The sequence below is a fragment of the Epilithonimonas zeae genome, assembly GCF_023278365.1.
Lineage (GTDB): Bacteria > Bacteroidota > Bacteroidia > Flavobacteriales > Weeksellaceae > Epilithonimonas > Epilithonimonas zeae_A.
Genome location: NZ_CP075338.1, coordinates 1,135,728 through 1,155,618, shown reverse-complemented (window position 1 = coordinate 1,155,618; position 19,891 = coordinate 1,135,728). Strand labels below are relative to the sequence as shown.

Genomic DNA, 19,891 nt, shown 5'->3' with positions numbered 1-19,891 from the left:
CCACACATTAGTCTGGGATTAAATTGATTTTGTGCTGTAACAAAAAATTAGATCATGCAAGGGTATCTTTAACTATATAATTAATTTTTATCCTTTAAGTAATTACTGGCATTGTTGTTTTTAGGATTGAGTTTGAGAGATTTTTTATAATTAATAATCGCTTCTTTACGATTGCCCAGTGATTCCAATGTCTCAGCATAGCTATCATAAACATTTGCACTATCAGGGAACAACAACGTATTTAGTTGGAAAACCTGCAATGCTTCATTTTTCTTTTCTTGTTCTAAAAGTTGATAGCCCCAGGAATTGATTTCGTCTTCAGAAAGCTTAAAATCTTTGTTGATTTTTTTAATTTTCGTGTAAAGTTTATAAGCGTTTTGAAATTTGTTTTCAATGAGTTTTTGGCGGAGTAATTTTAGATTTTTACTAAGACCGAAACCATTTTTAACTTTCATATCGGGAAAGTAAAAACCTGCAATTTCGTCAATAAACCATTCAGGATTGGAGCCTTGAAGATTAGTTAAAACAACGATTGAAAGATCATCATGGAGATATACAAATAATGCTGAGCGCATCCCGCCAACAGGAGCTGCGGCAGGATGTTCTTCCCTCATAACTGTTGGCCAGCCTAGCGCATATCCATTGGTGAGTTTATTAAAACCAGCGATATGTCCATCATTTAATTTTACTGAAGTGAAAAGCTCTTTAACGCTATTTTTATTCTGTAAGAGTTTTCCGTCATTTAAGGCGATAAGCCATTTGCTTAAATCTTCTGAAGTGGAAATAATTCCTGTCGCAGTTCTGAAGAATACGGGAAAGGTTGCAAAAGCATTGTGTAGTTTTCCATCATTAATCCACTTCCCATCGATGTTGGTAATCGTAGAATAAGCACCAGCATTATTGGGTACGATATCGTTGGAGTCTCCAAACTGTGTAGAAGTCATATGACAAGGCTTGAATTGGTTTTCTTCAATGAATTGTGTGAAATGTTTACCACTCAATTTGTTAATGATTTTTCCTAGCATATAATATCCGGTTTGGTTGTAACTAAATCTCTCTCCAGGTTTGGATTCCATAGGCAGTGTCTTTACCACTTCCCAGTTTTTATCTTCAATACCGTTTCCTAAAACTTGTTCTTTTTCATCAATATTATTAGGGAGTCCGGACGTATTACTTAACAATTGTTTAATCGTAATGGATTTCCAATCATTAGGAATATCAGAAATGTATAGAGAAATAGAATCATCTGTTTTTAATTTTCCTTGTTCCTGTAATTGCATAATCGCAACACCAACAAAGGCTTTTGTCATAGAGTTGATCGAAAATGTCGTTTTTGAAAAGGTCGGAACCTGGTGTTCTACATTCGCAAAACCATAGCTGCTTGATTTTTCTAGTCTTCCATTTTTAACAACAGCGAGCTGAAGTCCCGGAATCTTCATTTGTCTCATCTTCTCTTTGATAAATAGATCAATACTGTCCGAAGTAGTTTGGGCAGACATCACTTGTGGAAATGATGTTATTACTGTCATCAGGATGATCATCATGTTTTTAGTAATAGTTCTCATTGGGTCTTCAGTTTGTTGGTGTTAAAATTTTATCTGCTAAAAGGATGAGTTCATTCTGAGTATATTGGTCCGCCTCATTAGAAAGCAGAACAATACCTGCATTTGATTCAGGATAAAATACCATGTAGCTGCTAAATCCCAAACTTCCTCCGGTATGGGAAATACTTCTTCTGCCATCTACTGTAGTTTTTATTTTCCAGTTAAGGGCAACGGCACCGTCTTCAACCTTTCCAAAGGTGGGTTGATGGCTTAGTTTTACAGCGGCGTTCGTTTCATCCAGCTGAAAGGCCATATATTTCAGCATATCTGAACTCGTAGAAGCAATGCTGGCTGCAACCTGTAGGTCTTCCCAATCGATAATGGGCATCAAACGACCCTTACCGTCATAGCCCTTCGCGAGTTTTCTTGGCAGTTTTCCCGGTGCCAGCAAGTAGGTGTTTTTCATTTTAAGAGGCTTGGTGAAATATATCTTTAAAAGATTATCAAATGAGTCTTTATAGACATTTTCCATTATGAAACCCAACAGCTGTGCCGCTGTATTACAGTGTCGGGATACGCTTCCCGGGATAGCTTTTAGTTTGACATTATGCAGATCACGGTAAAGATCCTCTCGGCTGTATTTTGTGTGAACTGAATCCAGGATAAAAGGGATCGCTTCAGGGTCTGCATTTCCAAAAAGGTCTTTATCAGGCATCCAGTTTGGTAATCCGGATGTGAGATTTGCAAGATTGAGTAGCGTTATTGGTTTTCCATCATATTCCAAATTAGGATAATCTTCCTTTAAATACTTACGGATATCATCCTTGAGGTTCACTTTTTTATCAAGGACAGCCTTCGCCAATAAAGTTGCACCAAATGTTTTTGTAATGGAGGCAAGTTCGTATACTGTATTTCCTGTCGGCAGTTCCTGGTTGTCTTTTCCGGTTGAACCGTAATTGTACAGAAACGACTTTCCATTTTGAATAATACCTACTGAAATGCCTACTCTGGAACTGTTTTTCATAAAGGCAGAAACTGATCGTTCTACTAAAGAATCTAATGCGCTTTTCAATTGGTTATCTGTAGGTGCCCGTATATAATCGTTTTGAGCAAAACACAATGATACGTTTGTCAAAAGCGTTAAAAATAAAAATATCTTTTTCATTTTGTAAATTTTAAGATTTGATATGACTTGCTGTCTTTACTATGACAGTTTTATACTAACTTATATTACATCGATTACTGATATTCTTTTTTTATGACAAATGGGTTAAAAAAATGATGTTAATAGTTGACTTTTTTTCAATATAAAATCAGACTTAAAGATTATAAATTTCTTCTATAATAGCTGGAAATCTATTCAATTCCGTATTTCTTTTTTATTTCCTTTATAGTTTGTTCGTCTGCTGTCTTGAATCCAAATTCACCACTCTGACTTCCAAAAATCTGATACCCATAATTCAATCCATATCACTTCTGCAATTTAAAAAATGTTGAAGTTGCAGAAAGTAAAAGCCCTGAATAATTAAAAAAAAATCAGGGCTTGTATTAATAGTACTAATGATCTGTTTTATATGTCTAAAGTAGGCGCTTTACCAAATCTCTTTTTAAAAGCCTGAGAGAAATGAGAGAGGCTTTCAAATCCAAGGTCGAGATAGATAGAAGAAGGTTTTTTGTTTTTACTTTCAATTAAATGCTTTGCTTCATTCAGTCTTTTTTCCTGCAGCCATTTCCTTGGTGGCATTCCAAATGTTTTCTGGAAATCCCTCTTAAATCCGGAAAGACTTCGACCCGTTAATTTAGAAAACTCTTCCACCGGAACATTAAAGTGGTAGTTACTCAACATAAATTTTTCAAGATCGATTTTATACGGTTCTGAAAAATCGAACAGGAAATTGCGGAGCTCAGGAACAGCCATCAACATTAATTTGATGCCTTCCTTCACTTTTAAGAGTCCCATTTCGTCTGTCATTTCTGCACCTGAGTTTCTGGCGTAGGGAACAATAGATTGGAAATAGCCTTTGAGAAAATCATCACTGGGAATGATTAAATTAGGAAGACCAAAGTACTTACCATATGCTTCCATTTTTTCCTCTAAAATGATCTTGCGTATCAGATCCTCTTGCAAAGATATCACCACTGTTTCGTACTGTCCGCCCGGTTCAGGTGTTTTGATAAGCGTTCCCAGCTGATTTTTATGAATCAGCAATACTTCTCCGGCAGAGATGGTTAAATTCTGCTCCGAGGTCTCCAAAACCATTTGACCGGATACCTGCAATACCAAAGTATGGTGATTCCATATACAGGCTTTTTCCTTCCGTTCTGAAGAAAGATAAGAGTAAAATATAACGCCGGGAAGAATTTCTGCTGGACTTTCCATTTATCTTTGTAAATACGTGCTGCCTTTGATGGCACCTATTGCAAATGTACTGTTTAAAACGTTTATTTCCTCAGATGTGAATACAATATCCATTGCAGCGATATTTTCGGGTAACCTTGATCTTCGGCTCATACTTACCAGTGGTATAATTTGGTCGCCTTGGCTATTAACCCAGGCAATCGCAAGCTGTGTTGGTGTGCAATCTTTGTTTTGAGCCATCTGTTTCAGAACTTCAACTTTTTCAAGATTTTTGATTAGGTTTTCACCTTGAAAGCGGGAAAAATGATTTCGGTAATCATCTTTTGAGAGTGGAGCTTTCAAATCTCCCGTCAGTAGACCTTCAGCAGTGTTGGCAAAAGCTACAACAGCAATTCCTAACTCTTTTGCTGCAGGCAGCAGATCATTTTCTATCTGGCGGTCTGCCAGAGAATAACCGATTTCCAAAGCACTGATCGGGTAGATGCTGTTGGCAGTACGAAGCTGATCTGCTGTAATTTCAGAAACGCCGATATGGCGCACTTTGCCTTCCTCAACCAGACCTGCAACGGTACCGATAATATCTTCGACCGGAACACTGCCGTCCATTCTGCTCGGCTGATAAAGATCAATTGTTTCAATTCCCAAACGGGTAAGAGAGTAGTTGACAAAGTTTTTAATCGCTACTGGGCGGAGATCCATTCCTATCCACTGTCCATTGTGGAAGATAGCGCCGAACTTGACACTAATGAATGCTTCATCACGCCTCCCTTCGATTGCTTTCCCTATGAGCATCTCGTTATGACCTGCACCGTAAAAATCTCCTGTATTCAGGAAATTAATTCCACTGTCCAAAGCCTGATGAATGGTTGCAATACTTTCTTTTTCATCTGGTGTCGGTCCGCCCCAAATGGATGACATTCTCATACATCCCAGACCAAGCTTTGAAACCAAAGGTCCATTCTGACCCAACTGAATTTTTGTAATTTCTGACATTTGATTGATTTAATTTAATAAGACAAAGTTCATTATTTATTGAGTATTCAACTTTAGTGTACGGTTCAATTTGCTTGCTCCTACGGTTCAATATTTAATGTCTTTCGTTTAGGATTCAATCTAAATTATCATTTTCATGTGAATTATTTCCTTATCCAATTACTTATGTTGATTATAAATTTAATTTTACCGATAGCAACATTATCTAAATTATGAATTTTACCATTAGATACATAATGAACTAAATTCAGCATAAGCACTTATTTTTTATATGGTACACTCAAGTATATAATTGCCTTGTTTTTGGCAACTATATATTTCATTGTACCAAATCAAAAAACAAAATTCTAAATGACAAATTCAATATTTCTGTTATCTTAAAGTATATTATTATTATTATTATTATTATTATTATTATTATTATTATTATTATTATTATTATCCAATTAAACATATTCAAAGATCAGATTGACAGAAAAGAAGTGGTTTCATCTGTCCAGATCCAAATGATTATTTCTTAGCTGTAAAAATTCATTTTCCTTAAAATACTTAAACCTAAATCGTAGAAATCTTATTGCCGCTATGTGTTGTGAATGGACTCATCAATATTCATTTTACGTTAATAACTGTTAGAGCAGGATTTCATTTCAATTACTCTTGATGCCCGTGAGGGTATGCGATTTTCTATAGCAAATGTATTCAGTTGTCCCTGCGGAAAAAAATCTTTTTGGGTATCCCGAATCGGCGATTCCAACCCTCCGCAAAAAGATTTCAGGCTTACATCAATACGCTTTCTGATTGTTTTCAAGGAATTGATTGCCGTTTTCATTGTGCCTGCCTGAATGGGTATCCGCATAGAATATCTTATTATTGATAGTTTACCTTCATTTAACATAATAAAAAACATTTATAAATATTTTAAAGTTTGTTAAAATGTTACTAATTTAACAACGAAAAATTAACCAATGAAAAAACTCTGCATAAGTGTGGGAATCCTTGCAGTGGGACTACTACATGCCCAAAAAGTAAGCTGGCAAAAGAATGTTGAATCAGGTAATCAGGATTTTCTATGTGGTCTGGCAGTCACTATAGACGGACAATATTTAGTTTCCGGTTCCTCCATCCAAAAGAATCAAGATCCAGCAGGCAACAATCAGAATAAAGGCTACGATTATCATATTCTCAAATTAGATCAGCAAGGTCAAAAAGTCTGGGAAAAATATTTCTCGGGTAACCAGCACGACTATCTCAGCTCCACCGTTTCCACAAGGGAAGGTGGATTTTTACTAGCAGGAACTTCTTATTCTTCATTGGCATTGGATAAAAAAGATAAATCCAACGGTTCTTCTGATATCTGGCTGATTAAGATTGATGAGAATGGTGAAGAAGAGTGGCAGAAGACCATCGGAACCAGATATAGCGAGGAAGCCAGAAGTGTAACCCAGACAACAGACGAAGGTTATGTTGTTGCAGGGTCAACCAATCACCCCAAATTAGGATATGGATCTAAAGATGTTTTTGTAACAAAGCTGGATAAAACAGGAAAGATTATCAGCCAGCTTATTCTGGGCGGCAATGGTCTGGATGAAGTGGAGAAAGTGATTCCCACAAAAGACGGTGGTGTGTTGATGGGCATCTATTCCAGAAGCGGTATTTATGAAGGTCCATCAAAATCTAAAATCAATTCTAAAGATGTGAGTACATCATTAATACAAAACAGTAATTCTGGATCTTCCTCAAACAATCAGTCCAATAATGCTGAATCGAATTCAGATAAACAAAATTCAGACTCCTATGATGTTAATTTTTATGGCAAGATAGATAGGAATTATGGAGAAGGGGATTATTGGATAGTAAAGCTGGATAAGAATGGAGTCGTTCAGTGGGAGAAGAACTTCGGTGGAAGTGAAGATGACCATATCCGGACAATGGCAATAACTGATGCAGGTTACATTATCGGCGGAGAAAGCAGATCACAGACATCCGGTAACAAGAGAGCGAAGCTCGAGGAAGGGACAGACCTATGGGTACTTACATTGGATGAAGATGGAAATGAACACTGGCAGCAATCTTATAACTTCAAAAACAGAGATGTATTGATGTCCATAAATACCATCAAAGAAACCACAAGTAATAATCAGGAAGCAACGAAAGGTTTTTTGATTGGTGGATTTACACAGGCTGAAGGTAAAGTGCAAAGCAACGACGAAACATTCTGGATGTTGTACATCGATAAGAATGGTAAAGAGGTTTGGAGGAAGTATGTTGAAGGCAAGGACAAAAAGAAAGAGGAAAGACTGACCACAGCACTCTTGAACAGAGACGGCTCTTATATTTTGGCAGGGACGAGTGCAGAGGAAATGGGCAAGGAGAACTGGAAAGTTGTGAAGCTCTTGGATGGGGATGTAGAGAATCTAATGGAGAACAAAGATATCCAGATCTATCCAAATCCTGTTAAAGATTACTGTTATGTAGAGATAGGGTTAGACTTCGATCAGGCTGATATCTATTTGTATGATATGACGGGGAAGGTTATCCAGCAGCTACAAACGGGGAATAAAATCACGAAGGTTAACACCAGCAAATTGCCTCAGGGTGTTTACATCATCAAAGCAAACATCTCTACGCAACAAAACAAAAAGCTAACTACTAAAATTTTGAAAGAATGAAAACATATTGGAGAGTCATCGTACTACAACTCATAATTTTTAATATTCTATTAATTAATGCACAACAATTATCTACATCTTATATACCGGATGTTAAATCTCCAGAGGCCCATTCATTTCAAAAATATGGAAATATAGGTCCAAAACTATATAGTGGAGCACTTGATTTGGATATACCTCTGACCTCGATTGATGTAGGAAATCTATCAATACCGATCTCTCTGTCATACGATTCCTCTGGATTCATTCCTCATAAAAAATCAGATGCTGCAGGCTTAGGATGGTCTCTTATTGGCGGCGGTAGGATAGTGAGAAGCCTTAATGGTACTCCTGACGAATATGAAGGTACTAATGGAAAGGATGCATATATGTTGAATCCTTATGGAGAGGAAATTGATAAACATGGATTTCTAAAAGGTGTAAGAATGAATCCTCCAACAACGAATGTCGCAGCATACAATTTAAATTCAGGACCTGGTCATATTGATGGTTTTGATTGGGTTCTTGGATCTCTTCCTAATATCTATGAAGGTGAACCTGATGAATTTAGTTTTCAAGCAATGGGTTTGTCGGGAAAGTTTGTAATTGGAAATGATGGTAACGTCCTTGTGCAATCGGATGATCCAAACATTGTCGTCGACATTTCACAAATGGCAATGTACGGAGGTTCTAAGTTCTGCGAACCGCCACAGTCAACTATCATAATAACTAACGGACAAGGTACACGTTATATCTTCGGTGGAGACTTTTCAAGGTATGAACTTTCTTATTCTTACAGTATTACACCAGATTACCCAAATGCTTTTTTTGAAGGTCATCCCATGATAAGTTCCTTCAGTCTTTCTAAAATTATTTTTTCTGATGGTAAGGAGATTGATTTTGATTATGTACTAGATACTTTTACTTCCAGATCATCATTTTGTCACTTTAGCGACTGGTTCAGTCTTTGGCAGAATGGATTAATCCTTTCCATGGAGAGTTACACAACAGAAAGCGGCCTATCAACCTCATGGCAACAATGTGTAGGGTTAAATTGTTACGGTAATACTGGAGGCAATTTTAGAGAGAGAACATCTTTCAGTATGGTAAAAAAATCAGTTCTTAAATCGATCAGGTTTTATGATGAGGAGATAAAGATCAACTACCAAGATACAGGCTATCCAATCCGACATTTCAATCTTAGTCCATTCTATTCAAATAGACTTTTTAACGAGTGGGTAGTTGACAATATTGAACTTTATCACAAGAATCAACTTGTTAAAAAAAAACAACTTGTCTATGCACATTTAGGAGGAGAACACAAGCGACCATTTCTGACAACTTTACGTGATGAGATGACTAACGAAAAATATATGTTTGAATATTATAAGACCGATAAACTTCCACCATATTATACTAAAGGAATTGATCATTGGGGTTATTGGAACGGAAAGGATACAAATACAAGCCTAACTCCTTTACCAACCACTTCTACATATAACTCGATAACTGGCGACTACACATTGGAAGATACATTTAGAGATCCAAATCCTCAGAATTGCAATGTTGCACTTTTGAAGAAAATAGTATATCCTACAGGTGGAATCAGCTTCTTTGATTATGAACCGCATATGTACGAAAAGCGGATCGAAAGAACTTCTATGAGTAATTTTTTACCCATACTTAAAGATAATCAAGGCATCAGTGGCGGTGCAAGAGTTAAAAGGATCATTAGTATAAGTGACGATGGTACGTCAAAATCAAATAAGGAATACAGATATGGGACTGATGTTAACGATTCTTCTAGTGGTGGGATAAGTTCTGGTACCTTGATGCATTGGCCCCGCTACTTCTATAATGTAGTTTCAGCAAATGATTATGGTACGTCAAATCTGATAAAGATAACAAGTTCCAATATCCAGCGGACGAGCTTAGATAGTTACAACGTAGGCTATTCGAATGTATATGAGGTGGAAGAAGGAAAGGGTTACAAAGCTTATCAATTTTCATCATACGAGAATTTTCCGGATATTTTTGCAATGGGAGAACCCAAAATAAAGCAATTCAACTTTTCTTGGACCAATTTCCAGCCATTAAATTTATTTAAAAATTACAGTAATCTCTATCCAATAGATTTCAGTCCTATGAGGGGTAGATTAATATATGAGGCTTCATATTCACAACAAGATCCTTACAATCCTATAAAAGTGACCGAGTATGAATATACAAACAACACTGGTTTTAATCCTGCTAGCCAAATTGACAACAACAATTATGTCACTGTTCAGCATATAAGTGGTTACTGGGTTCAAGCATATAAAAAATTCATGAATTCATCAGTGCTTAAAAGTAAAACAGAAAGCGATTTTTTTAGTGGCAATGAAAAACGCACCTTTACTGAGTATTTATATGATTCACCGAACCATTTGAACTTGTCAAGAAAAAAAGTCCAGGTTTATGGAAGTGACAAGCTGGAGACTTTATATAAATATTCGAAAGATATTACCGGTCTGTCTGAATTGACAAATAAAAATTTCACCTCAATACCCTTGATTATCACAACAAAGAAGAATGATATTTTTACTTCAAAATCAAAAATAGACTACTCAAATAACTGGCTTGGTCATTCCAATTTACTACCATATAAAGAAAGTTTTGTGATCAATCCCAACAAGATTGATACAAACGAGGAGGTCTTCGAAGAAAGGATAAGTTATGACCAATATGATAATAAAGGCAATTTGCTACAATACACAATAAAAAGTGATCCGACCACTATTATCTATGGGTATAATCGCAGCTTACCAATAGCCAAGATTAGAGGGGCAAAGTATCTGTCAGTGATCAATAGCCTTGGGCAAACCAGTGACCTGCAAAATTATCATCTTTTGGATATATGTCAAAAATCAGATCTCGACGGAGATAAAGCCTCCGGTCTTGATGAAGGAGAATTTTTGAGCTCTTTGGATAATTTTCGGAAGACCACCGCTTTCTCCAACTATCAAATAACAACTTATACTTACGATCCATTGTTAGGCATCAGAAGTATCACCCTGCCTAACGGTAATAGAGAAAGTTACAAATATGTAAGCAATAGACTTGATAAAATCTACAATATTGATGGCTCAATTTTAAAAGAGTTTTCTTATGGTTACTCTGATAAAAAATGGTATTACAATACTGAAAAAAAGGGGTCTTTCAGAAATGCAAATTGTGGAGCGAACAGTGTTAGCGACCCTGTAATCTTTACAGTGCCAGCATTTAAATATTCGTCGGACATAAGTCAAGATCATGCGGACTCTAAAGCAGTCGATGATCTCTATTATAATGGACAAATCTTAGCAAACACAATTGGTACATGTCAACCTCTTTCTTGTCCTGTCACTTTTAATTCTGCTGTCGCATTGTCAGGCACTAGCAGTGTTTACAGTATCAATTCAGAAGGAAGGTATATGCTGACCTTGTCATTTATCACAACGCCAGACTCAAACGATTTGCCTTGGGAATTTGGGGATCCAGGGGTGAAAATTGCAACTATTGGAGGAAGCTGTAAACCTATCGGTGAACTGGTGAGTGGTGGAACTCAACAGGCGGATGGTAGTATGGTTATGTGGACTGTATATCATGATGGAAGTATATATATTGATAATACTCCAGCTCCAGGTAATAACAAGTCAGTAACATGGAATTTAGAAATAGGATTTAACTAAGGCGACAAAATGAGATTTAATCTATCTTCAAGCATTATCATCACTAGATAAGCAAATATTTCATTCGTACTGATAGTTTATATAAAAAAAGCTAACATAAAAATAAGTCAATCATCTTATATCAACAAGTTTTATATTGTAAGACTTTGCTAACATTAGAGAAGATGGTTGATATCAATTGAACATTATAAATGGAAATATACAATTACAAACAATAAAAAATTAAGACTATGAAAAAGATATTAATAACAGCAATATTCACAATTTCAATTTTTTCTGTAAAAGCACAGCAAACAGTGACTTATGAAAATATAAACTTTACCAATTTATATGGCGGAATGATCAATGGGAATACTAATGAGCTACCCAATTATCATATTTCCAACACTCTTACAGGTTTTGGCGGTGATTGGGGGCTTGATATAAAATGGTGGGGTGGTGTAAAGTTGAGATCCTCATTAGGAGTACTTTATATGAACAAATGGGGCAATGTTGGCATTAATACAGAAGATCCTAAAGCCAGGCTTGATATAGATGGTGATTTACGAACATCAGGAGGAATAACAGGCAGCGATATAGTGAGCGGAGGAAGCAATGCTTGGAAGTTTCATACACCTGATGATGGAAGATCATCATTATATATTGCGCCTCTGTTTGCAGATGGTACTGGGGATTGGGATAAAGGCACTGAGTTCAGAGCAGGCAATATAGCTGTAAGAGGAAAACTGGAGGCTAAAGAAGTTAAGGTAACTCAAAGTCCGACTGCGGATTTTGTATTTGAAGAAGATTATGCTCTACCTACATTAGAAGAAATCGAAAAACATATAAAGGAGAAGAAACACTTGCCAGAGATTGCCTCTGCCAAAGAAATGGAAAAGGAAGGCGTCAACATTGGTGAGTTCCAGATCAAACTTCTTCAGAAGATAGAAGAGCTGACGCTGTATTCTATCGATCAGAATAAGCAGATTAAGACTCAGTCATATAAGATTAAGCAATTAGAGTTAGAAAATGAACAGATAAAATCTCTACTAGATCGAGTTGAAAAACTTGAAAACAGCAAAACTAAACAACCATAAAAGTCATCTTATGAAAACAAAGATACTTTCTCTGTTGGGAATGATCTGGAGTATTTCAGGTTTTTCTCAGCTGGATCCCCTTACGGACAGCTATCAGCCCCCCCAGACATATATTGCACAGGAGATTAGGATGCTTCCCGGCTTCCACGCAGACTCTAAGAACGTGGTGTACAACAACGGCGGGGAGTTCATCGCCAGGTCGAAAGCCTATGATCCGAGTAATCCTAACCCTGTCATCACCAATCCTCCGGTTGTTTATAATCCATCTCTGGGAGAAAATTACATCTACACGAGAACCTATTTGGCTCCTGTAACACAGAGTAATAATTATGCGCCACAGATTCAGGGTATCACCTATTTTGATGGGTTAGGCAGACCTAAGCAGAATATAGCCATCAAATCAACACCTTCAGGAAAAGATTTGGTTACACCTATCGTTTACGACGGTTTTGGGAGACCATATTTGGATGTTCTCCCAATCCCATTGTCATCAAAGAGTAGTGAGATTCATCCGGGTATCGATCAAAATAGTGGATCCTCCTTTTATGGGAGTTATGCATATTCGGAGAAAAAGCTGGAAAACTCACCACTGGACAGGGTTTTAGAACAATATGGACCAGGAGAAGACTGGAGAACCTATTCTAAAAGAAATTTGTTTGATTATGGTACTAATAATGGGAATGAAGTTTTAAAGTTTGTAACCAATACATCGTGGAGTACAGGTGCAAACATAAGTATCCTGTCATTGGCAACAGGAAATTATTATACTCAGGCCACACTTTATAAAAATAAGATAACAGATGAAGATGACAACATTTCCTATGAATTTAAAAATGGACAAGGGCAGACCTTATTGATAAGAAAAATGCTGACCGCTACAGAGTCTGCAGATACCTACTATATTTATAATGAATATGATCAGTTAGCGTTTGTAATCTCTCCGAAGGCATCCGACAAAGTCAAAACCCAATTAGCAGGAGCCAATCTTGGGGAAACAGGAGAACTTCTTGCGGAACTAAGTTATCAGTACCGTTACGATGGCAGAAACCGTCTGGTAGAAAAAAAACTGCCGGGTAAAGGCTGGGAATATATGGTGTATGATAAGCAGGACAGGTTGGTGGCAACACAGGATGCAGAATTGGGAAAGGATAAGAAATGGTTGGTTACCAAATATGATCAGTTTGGGAGAGTTGCCTACACAGGGATGTTTGTAAGCACTCAAGCCTATGGCAGCTCAGGAAGAGATTATGAACAGGGTCAAGCTAATGGGAAAGATTCCAACAATGTAACAAGAGACGATTCTCTCAACACGACAGTTAATAGTATCAAGCTTTATTATACACAAACCGGGACTTATCCCGATACTATCTCCGAGCTGTTGAGCATTAATTATTATGACACCTATCCCCCTTATTCTGATCTTCCGGTAACAGGAGACTATGATGTGTATGGACAGAAATTCCTGACGCAGACCTATGCACCATCAGAATCTAATCCCAATACCCAGATCAGTACGAAGAGTCTGCCCACAGCCAGTATGGTAAAAGCTACCGTTGGAAATCTCTGGACCAAGAACTATACTTACTATGACCAGAAAGCAAGACCTATCTATACTCACAATATCAATCATCTGGGCGGTTACACCAAGACAGGAAGTCTGCTGGATTTTTCCGGAGCAATTCTTAAGACTTATACCAATCATAAAAGAAGCTCAACGGGTACCCTTGCAGAAGTTAGAGTTAATGAACGTTTTGTGTATGACCATCAGAACCGTATGAAGCAACATTACCACCAGGTAGACAACGGGCAGGAAGTGCTTCTTACGGAGAACATCTATGATGAGCTGGGAAGGGTGGATATCAAAAAGGTAGGCAACAACCTGCAGGAGCTAAAATATGCTTATAATATCCGTGGATGGATGACGGGCATCAATGATATTGCCAGCCCTGGGGATAAGCTTTTTGCTTACAAAATAAGATACAATGAGCCGCTTGCCGGGCTTGCCACCCCGAATGTCCTGAATTACCCCAACCTACAGGTAGAAAGGAAATACAATTGTAATATAGCCGAAATCGACTGGTATGTGAAGGATGAAGTCACGACAGCCAATCCTTACCGTTTTGGCTATGTCTATGACAAGCTCAACAGGCTGAAAGCCGGTTTTTATCAAAATCCTACCAACCGCTCTTTTGGCGACAACAGCGAGATGATAGAAGAGTATGACCTGAACGGCAATATCGTAAAGCTGAAGAGATTTGGCACCAGGTATAAAGGTCTATCTATACCACTCAAAATCGATGACCTGACCTATGTTTATACCGGAACTGGAAATAAGGTCACTTCTATCTCAGACACAGGTAGTATAAGCGGCTATGAAGGTGGCGGCGGAGCAATAACCTATGACCTGAATGGCAATATGAAGGCTATGCCGGATAAAAGCATCAGTAATATCGAATACAATTACCTGAATCTGCCAACTAAGATTGTCCAGCCCAATCCTACAACTTACCTCTACAGAGCGGATGGTGTAAAGCTGAGCAAGACCTTCACGGTGAATAATAATCTTGGAAGCACGACTGTAAAGACAGAGTATTTTGACAGCTTCCAGTATACCTCGGGTATAGGAATTGCAGGAAAAGAAGTATTGGAGTCAGATGATCCAGTAACACTTAACTCAATGCGGGCGAGCAACATAGAAACCTTCCGTCAGTTGGATGACGAAGCGTCTTTGGCAGCCCCTGGAGATCCGGAAAACCAGATTGGCGCTATGAGCCTTAATTTCTTCCCAACAGCGGAAGGGTTTTACAATTACAAAAATTCTAAGTACATTTACCAATACAAGGATCATCTTGGGAATGTGAGATTGAGCTACAGCAGAAACCCGGCTACCAATGAAGCACAAGTTCTGGACAGGAATGACTATTATCCCTTCGGGATGAACTTCCAGAATATAGGAAACAGTGATGCAGGTAATATCTTTGATGCTAGGGGAACACCGTTTAATTACAAGTTTCAGGAACAAGAGTTACAGGAGACGGGATTCTATGCATTCAAATGGAGAAACTATATGCCGGATGTTGGACGGTTCTTTAATGTAGATCCATTGGCAGAGAAATATACCTACAATAGTACTTATGCATTTTCTGAAAATGCTGTTATTTCATATAGGGAATTAGAAGGACTAGAAAAAGTTTTAGCTATATTTTATACAGGTGGTGCTCAAGGGGCTGCTAAGGTATATCCTAAAGCTTCAGAGGCGGGAACAACTGGACAATTGTTTAATTATGCTGCATCTAATGCTCGAGAAAAAGGTTATGGATTTAAAGGAGCTATTATAGGATCAGGTTTCACGAATGGTTCTAGTGTTTCTAAAGGGACTAAATTTATTGAAAATAATTATGAAAAAGGAGATATAGTAATTACTTATGGATATAGCTACGGAGGAGATAATTCTATGGAATTAGGTTCAGAACTTAAAGATAAAAACATTCCTGTTCAACTATCTATGATTGTTGATTCTTCAGATGGACCTTTAGGGAATTCTACAGTAAAGACTGATGTTTCTGACAATACATTGGTAGCAGTGAATACCTATCAAACAACACCAGATCCTAATTCAACCGCAAGTGGGGGACCAATTAAAGCAGAAAACTCTAAAAAGACAGGCGTGGTCAATGTAAATTCTACTTCAAAAGATACTACTCATCAGAATATTGATGAAAAAGCTCTAAATGCGAATAAGCAAATGATTGATCTTTCAATACCTAAAATAAAATGAAATATAATAATTTATTTAAGCTACTATTAATTTTATCAAGTATTTTAATTTGGTATTTAATTTATCTTGCTAAAATATCAGAATATACTAAAAATTTTTTTTATGAATTTGAAGCTTTAATTATATCATTACTTGTGTGCTTTTTTACTTTTTATTTGTTATGGTTTAAGAAAACTTTCTTTAAAAAGAACTGTATATTCATATATCTATTTTATATATTTTCATCACCAATATCTATTATTGTTTTTATAAGAATTTATGTAGAGTTTTTTGGTCCTTTTTTCAAATTGTAATATAAAGTGGTAATGTATTAAATTTAGTGATGGTGATAATTTTTAATATTAACTTATTGAAAATCAATTAAAATAATAATTAAAAAATATAAATAGCGAGGGTAGAATAATCTATCCTCGTTTATTTTTGCAGGAAAAACATAGTTCAAATGATTGAGAATCATAACAGGTATCAGAGTTAGTGATGGAGTTCTCCCGATAGAAGAAGGATTTTATGATTACGCTAATTCTAAGTATATTTACCAGTACAAGGATCATCTTGGGAATGTGAGATTGAGCTACAGCAGAAACCCGGCTACCAATGAAGCACAAGTTCTGGACAGGAATGACTATTATCCCTTCGGTATGAACTTCCAGAATATAGGAAACAGTGATGCAGGTAATATCTTTGATGCTAGGGGAACACCGTTTAATTACAAGTACAACGGTAAAGAACTGCAAGAGACAGGAATGTATGATTATGGGGCGAGAATGTATATGCCGGATATTGGTAGATGGGGAGTGATTGATCCTCTTGCAGAAAAAATGCGTCGTCATAGTCCTTATAATTACGTATTCAACAATCCGATAAGATTTATGGATCCTGATGGAAGAGCTCCTGAAGATGATCATTTTAATAAATTTGGAAGGTATATAGGTACAGACAATAAAAAAACTAATAATGTTATAGTTCATACAGAGAGTGGGGCAACCAAATTGTCACAAGTTGATCAAAACAAAGGAACAAAATTATCAGGATTAGATTATAGCAGTAAAGGAACTGTCAAAGCTGTTTCAAATGTTTTGGCTCATTATGGTAGTGCAAAAGGAATAAGTGGATATATAGGAGTGGGGACTTTTGCTAAAGGGAGTGCGCACACAAATGGAAATGGAAATATATTTTTTAATACTAAGAGTATTGAAAAAGGAATTTATGATAACGTTTCTAATATTAAATCTTCGCTGAATCATGAAGGAGGTAATTTGGGGCATAAGAATGAGAAATATGATGGAGATTATACTTTTAAGCAACACTCAATGGTCTATTTGAATGAAGCACTAAACCCGGATTTTATTAATGCTACTGATGGTTTTAAAGCTAGTCAGGCGGAAAGTTTTACACAGCGCGTACTAAATACGGAAGTGAAAGAATCCAATTATGGATCAAATCATTTAAATATGATTAATGAATATAATAAGAATAAAGCTGGTGTCTATATAAACGTTGACACAGGTGGTCCAAACGTAAAAGGTGCAATTTTTAATGTATATGTAAACGGTAATGAATATTCTACACAAAAATTTCAAAATATTGAAAGTCCTCATGATTAGTTTATTAATATTTTTAATATCATGTCAAAAAAGTCAGGAAGAAAAACTGAGGAACGTTTTAGCAGATGATAATGGCAAGAAATGGTTATGTTATAGCATTGATAGTCTACATTCTTTTTACCCATACAGAGTTAAAGAATTTTTTTTAGATGGTAAACAAATTCAATATATCAATAATTTTACGACAAAAAAATTGGACACTATTCCTAGGGATGATATAAATAATCCTGAAAAATGGTTCGTTATTAATGATTCAGTTATTAGTATTGAATCAGAAAGAAATCCAGTAAGTGGTTATTATCATAAGCGTAATAGAAAAGTTCTTTTTTTTAGTAAAGACAGTATTATTCTGCAAGGGACTAAGCGTAGTAATTATGAAGGAATATTGATTCTTACAAAATATAATGATTCGATGAGATAATACATTTTCCCTCATAGATATATAGGTTATTTGCGGACAATATAAGAACTACAAGTTTCAGGAACAAGAGTTGCAAGAGACAGGTTTTTATGCCTTTAAATGGAGAAACTATATGCCGGATGTTGGTAGATTTTTTAATGTGGACCCTCTTGCTGAAAAATTTCCTTATAATTCAACTTATGCTTTTTCTGAGAATAGGGTTATTGATGCTAGAGAATTTGAGGGGCTTGAAAAAGTACAAATCAATAAGGAAACAAAAAATCTAATAATTGCTGTAATAGGTTATCGTGGACCACCAGAAAAAGGTAGAACCCAAGTTAAAAATGATCCAAATATTTCTTATGATAAGACAAGTTTTGCACATAAATTAGTTGAAAGCTACGCGTCGGATAAGAATACACAAGTAGCGGTTTTCTTTCCTTCTACAACTTCATATACTGATAATGATATTTCAGCAAGTATTCAGGATTTTAGGGCACAAAGTCCTGACGGTAAACTTGTGTTAGCCGGACACAGCAAGGGTGCCGATACAGTTGTTGGTGTGGCAAATGATAACCCTGACATTAAGGTTGATAAATTACTCACCCTTGATATATCAAGTTTTACTGTAAACAATACTAAAATTAAATCTAACACAGCTGAAGCAAAGAATTATTATCAAGATAATTTTTTTGATTTGGGTGGAACTAGAATTAGTCCGGCTGATGGTAATACAACAAGTAAAGTTACCAATGTAAATACAACTTCATCACATACAACAATCGATGATGATTATCGAATTAATATTTTAAATGAAGTTAAAAAAGTAATACCTATAAAAAAATGATAAAATTTGTTTATTTTTCGTACTTATTCTCAGTTATCGCACTTACAATATTTTTTCTAACATGGAAATTTAATCTTGTTAATACAGTCCTATATACACTTTCTGTACTTTTCAATATAATTTCAATCTATTTTTTATCTTTTAAGAGACGAAGTATTTTAAAAAAAAATCTTTGGTTTATAATTAATGGTTTAGTTCATTTAACTTTTATTTTTGGGATGTCGTATTTAGCAATAATGTATTTTCGGTTGTTGGGGGCTTAAAATTAGTATTGATTAGATTGTACAAGAACTACAACGGAAAAGAACTTCTAGAGACGGATATGTATGATTATGGTGCATGATTTTATATGCCGTATATTGGAAGATAGGGTGTGGTTGACCCTCTTGCTGAAAAAGCTCAAGATAGGACACCATATCGTTATGCTTTTAATAATCCAATAAAATATCTTGACCCCCAACGTAATGTATTAAACTGATGGTCATTTTTGGACAGTATATTTAATGGCTACTATGATGGGACGAAAAGATGCCTATAAATTAGCATTTTACACTTAAGCTCCCGATAATATAATGGCAAGAAATGGAGAGATTATGTCTTCACCTAGCACTTAGTTAAATCCAAGCTATCAGAAAAGTATTGTAATGTTCCAAGGTTAGTGATGAATATGGTTTCAGATATTAACTCATTGAACATCAATTAAAATAATTAATTAAGATATCAAAAGCGAGAGTATGAGGATTGCCTGCTCTCGTTTATTTTTGGAGAAAAATGGATGTAAATTATTGAGAGCCATAATAGGTGTAGTATAGTTAGTGATGGAAATTTCGTACTCCATAATGATTTTACGAATACATAGTTTTAGGTTTTTTTACCAGATCTGAGAATTCTTGGGGTGACAGGAGGCTAAATTTTGGAATAGATGAGAATGG

The 19,891-nt window shown here is 36.1% G+C and carries 11 protein-coding genes; 7 read left to right on the top strand and 4 right to left on the bottom strand.

The window, feature by feature from the left end:
• Positions 1-80: 80 nt before the first annotated feature.
• From KI430_RS05035 to KI430_RS05020, 4 genes are all read right to left on the bottom strand, one after another.
• Positions 81-1,565 carry a beta-lactamase family protein gene (locus KI430_RS05035; RefSeq protein ID WP_248877175.1) on the bottom strand — a complete coding sequence of 495 codons (1,485 nt, stop codon included), beginning with the start codon at positions 1,563-1,565 and terminating at the stop codon, positions 81-83.
• Positions 1,566-1,572: 7 nt separating this feature from the next.
• Positions 1,573-2,709 (bottom strand): serine hydrolase domain-containing protein, encoded by a 1,137-nt coding sequence (locus KI430_RS05030; protein ID WP_248877174.1) that lies wholly within the window; start codon positions 2,707-2,709, stop codon positions 1,573-1,575.
• Between the two features lie 405 nt (positions 2,710-3,114).
• Positions 3,115-3,924, bottom strand: a complete 810-nt coding sequence (locus KI430_RS05025) for a helix-turn-helix domain-containing protein (RefSeq protein ID WP_248877173.1) — start codon at positions 3,922-3,924, stop codon at positions 3,115-3,117.
• Positions 3,925-4,896: an aldo/keto reductase gene (locus tag KI430_RS05020; RefSeq protein ID WP_248877172.1), complete on the bottom strand. Its 972-nt coding sequence runs from the start codon at positions 4,894-4,896 to the stop codon at positions 3,925-3,927.
• 965 nt (positions 4,897-5,861) lie between these two features.
• On the opposite strand from KI430_RS05020, the gene KI430_RS05015 reads away from it, so the two are divergent.
• The 7 genes from KI430_RS05015 to KI430_RS04985 all read left to right on the top strand — a co-directional run bounded on the left by KI430_RS05015 (position 5,862) and on the right by KI430_RS04985 (position 18,959).
• The gene (locus KI430_RS05015) at positions 5,862-7,565 is read left to right on the top strand and encodes a T9SS type A sorting domain-containing protein (protein WP_248877171.1); all 1,704 of its coding nucleotides are present in this window, start codon (positions 5,862-5,864) and stop codon (positions 7,563-7,565) included.
• Complete coding sequence (locus KI430_RS05010; RefSeq protein WP_248877170.1) at positions 7,562-11,254, top strand: DUF5977 domain-containing protein; 3,693 nt, start codon at positions 7,562-7,564, stop codon at positions 11,252-11,254. Before KI430_RS05015 ends, KI430_RS05010 begins: the two co-directional genes overlap by 4 nt.
• A 230-nt stretch (positions 11,255-11,484) precedes the next feature.
• The gene (locus tag KI430_RS05005) at positions 11,485-12,330 is read left to right on the top strand and encodes a hypothetical protein (RefSeq protein WP_248877169.1); all 846 of its coding nucleotides are present in this window, start codon (positions 11,485-11,487) and stop codon (positions 12,328-12,330) included.
• Between the two features lie 10 nt (positions 12,331-12,340).
• The gene (locus KI430_RS05000; protein WP_248877168.1) at positions 12,341-16,108 is read left to right on the top strand and encodes a DUF6443 domain-containing protein; all 3,768 of its coding nucleotides are present in this window, start codon (positions 12,341-12,343) and stop codon (positions 16,106-16,108) included.
• 446 nt (positions 16,109-16,554) lie between these two features.
• The gene (locus tag KI430_RS04995) at positions 16,555-17,712 is read left to right on the top strand and encodes an RHS repeat-associated core domain-containing protein (RefSeq protein ID WP_317231443.1); all 1,158 of its coding nucleotides are present in this window, start codon (positions 16,555-16,557) and stop codon (positions 17,710-17,712) included.
• Positions 17,705-18,133 (top strand): hypothetical protein, encoded by a 429-nt coding sequence (locus KI430_RS04990; RefSeq protein ID WP_248877167.1) that lies wholly within the window; start codon positions 17,705-17,707, stop codon positions 18,131-18,133. Before KI430_RS04995 ends, KI430_RS04990 begins: the two co-directional genes overlap by 8 nt.
• Positions 18,134-18,203: 70 nt before the next feature.
• The gene (locus tag KI430_RS04985; RefSeq protein ID WP_248877166.1) at positions 18,204-18,959 is read left to right on the top strand and encodes a hypothetical protein; all 756 of its coding nucleotides are present in this window, start codon (positions 18,204-18,206) and stop codon (positions 18,957-18,959) included.
• The last annotated feature ends 932 nt before the right edge of the window (positions 18,960-19,891 follow it).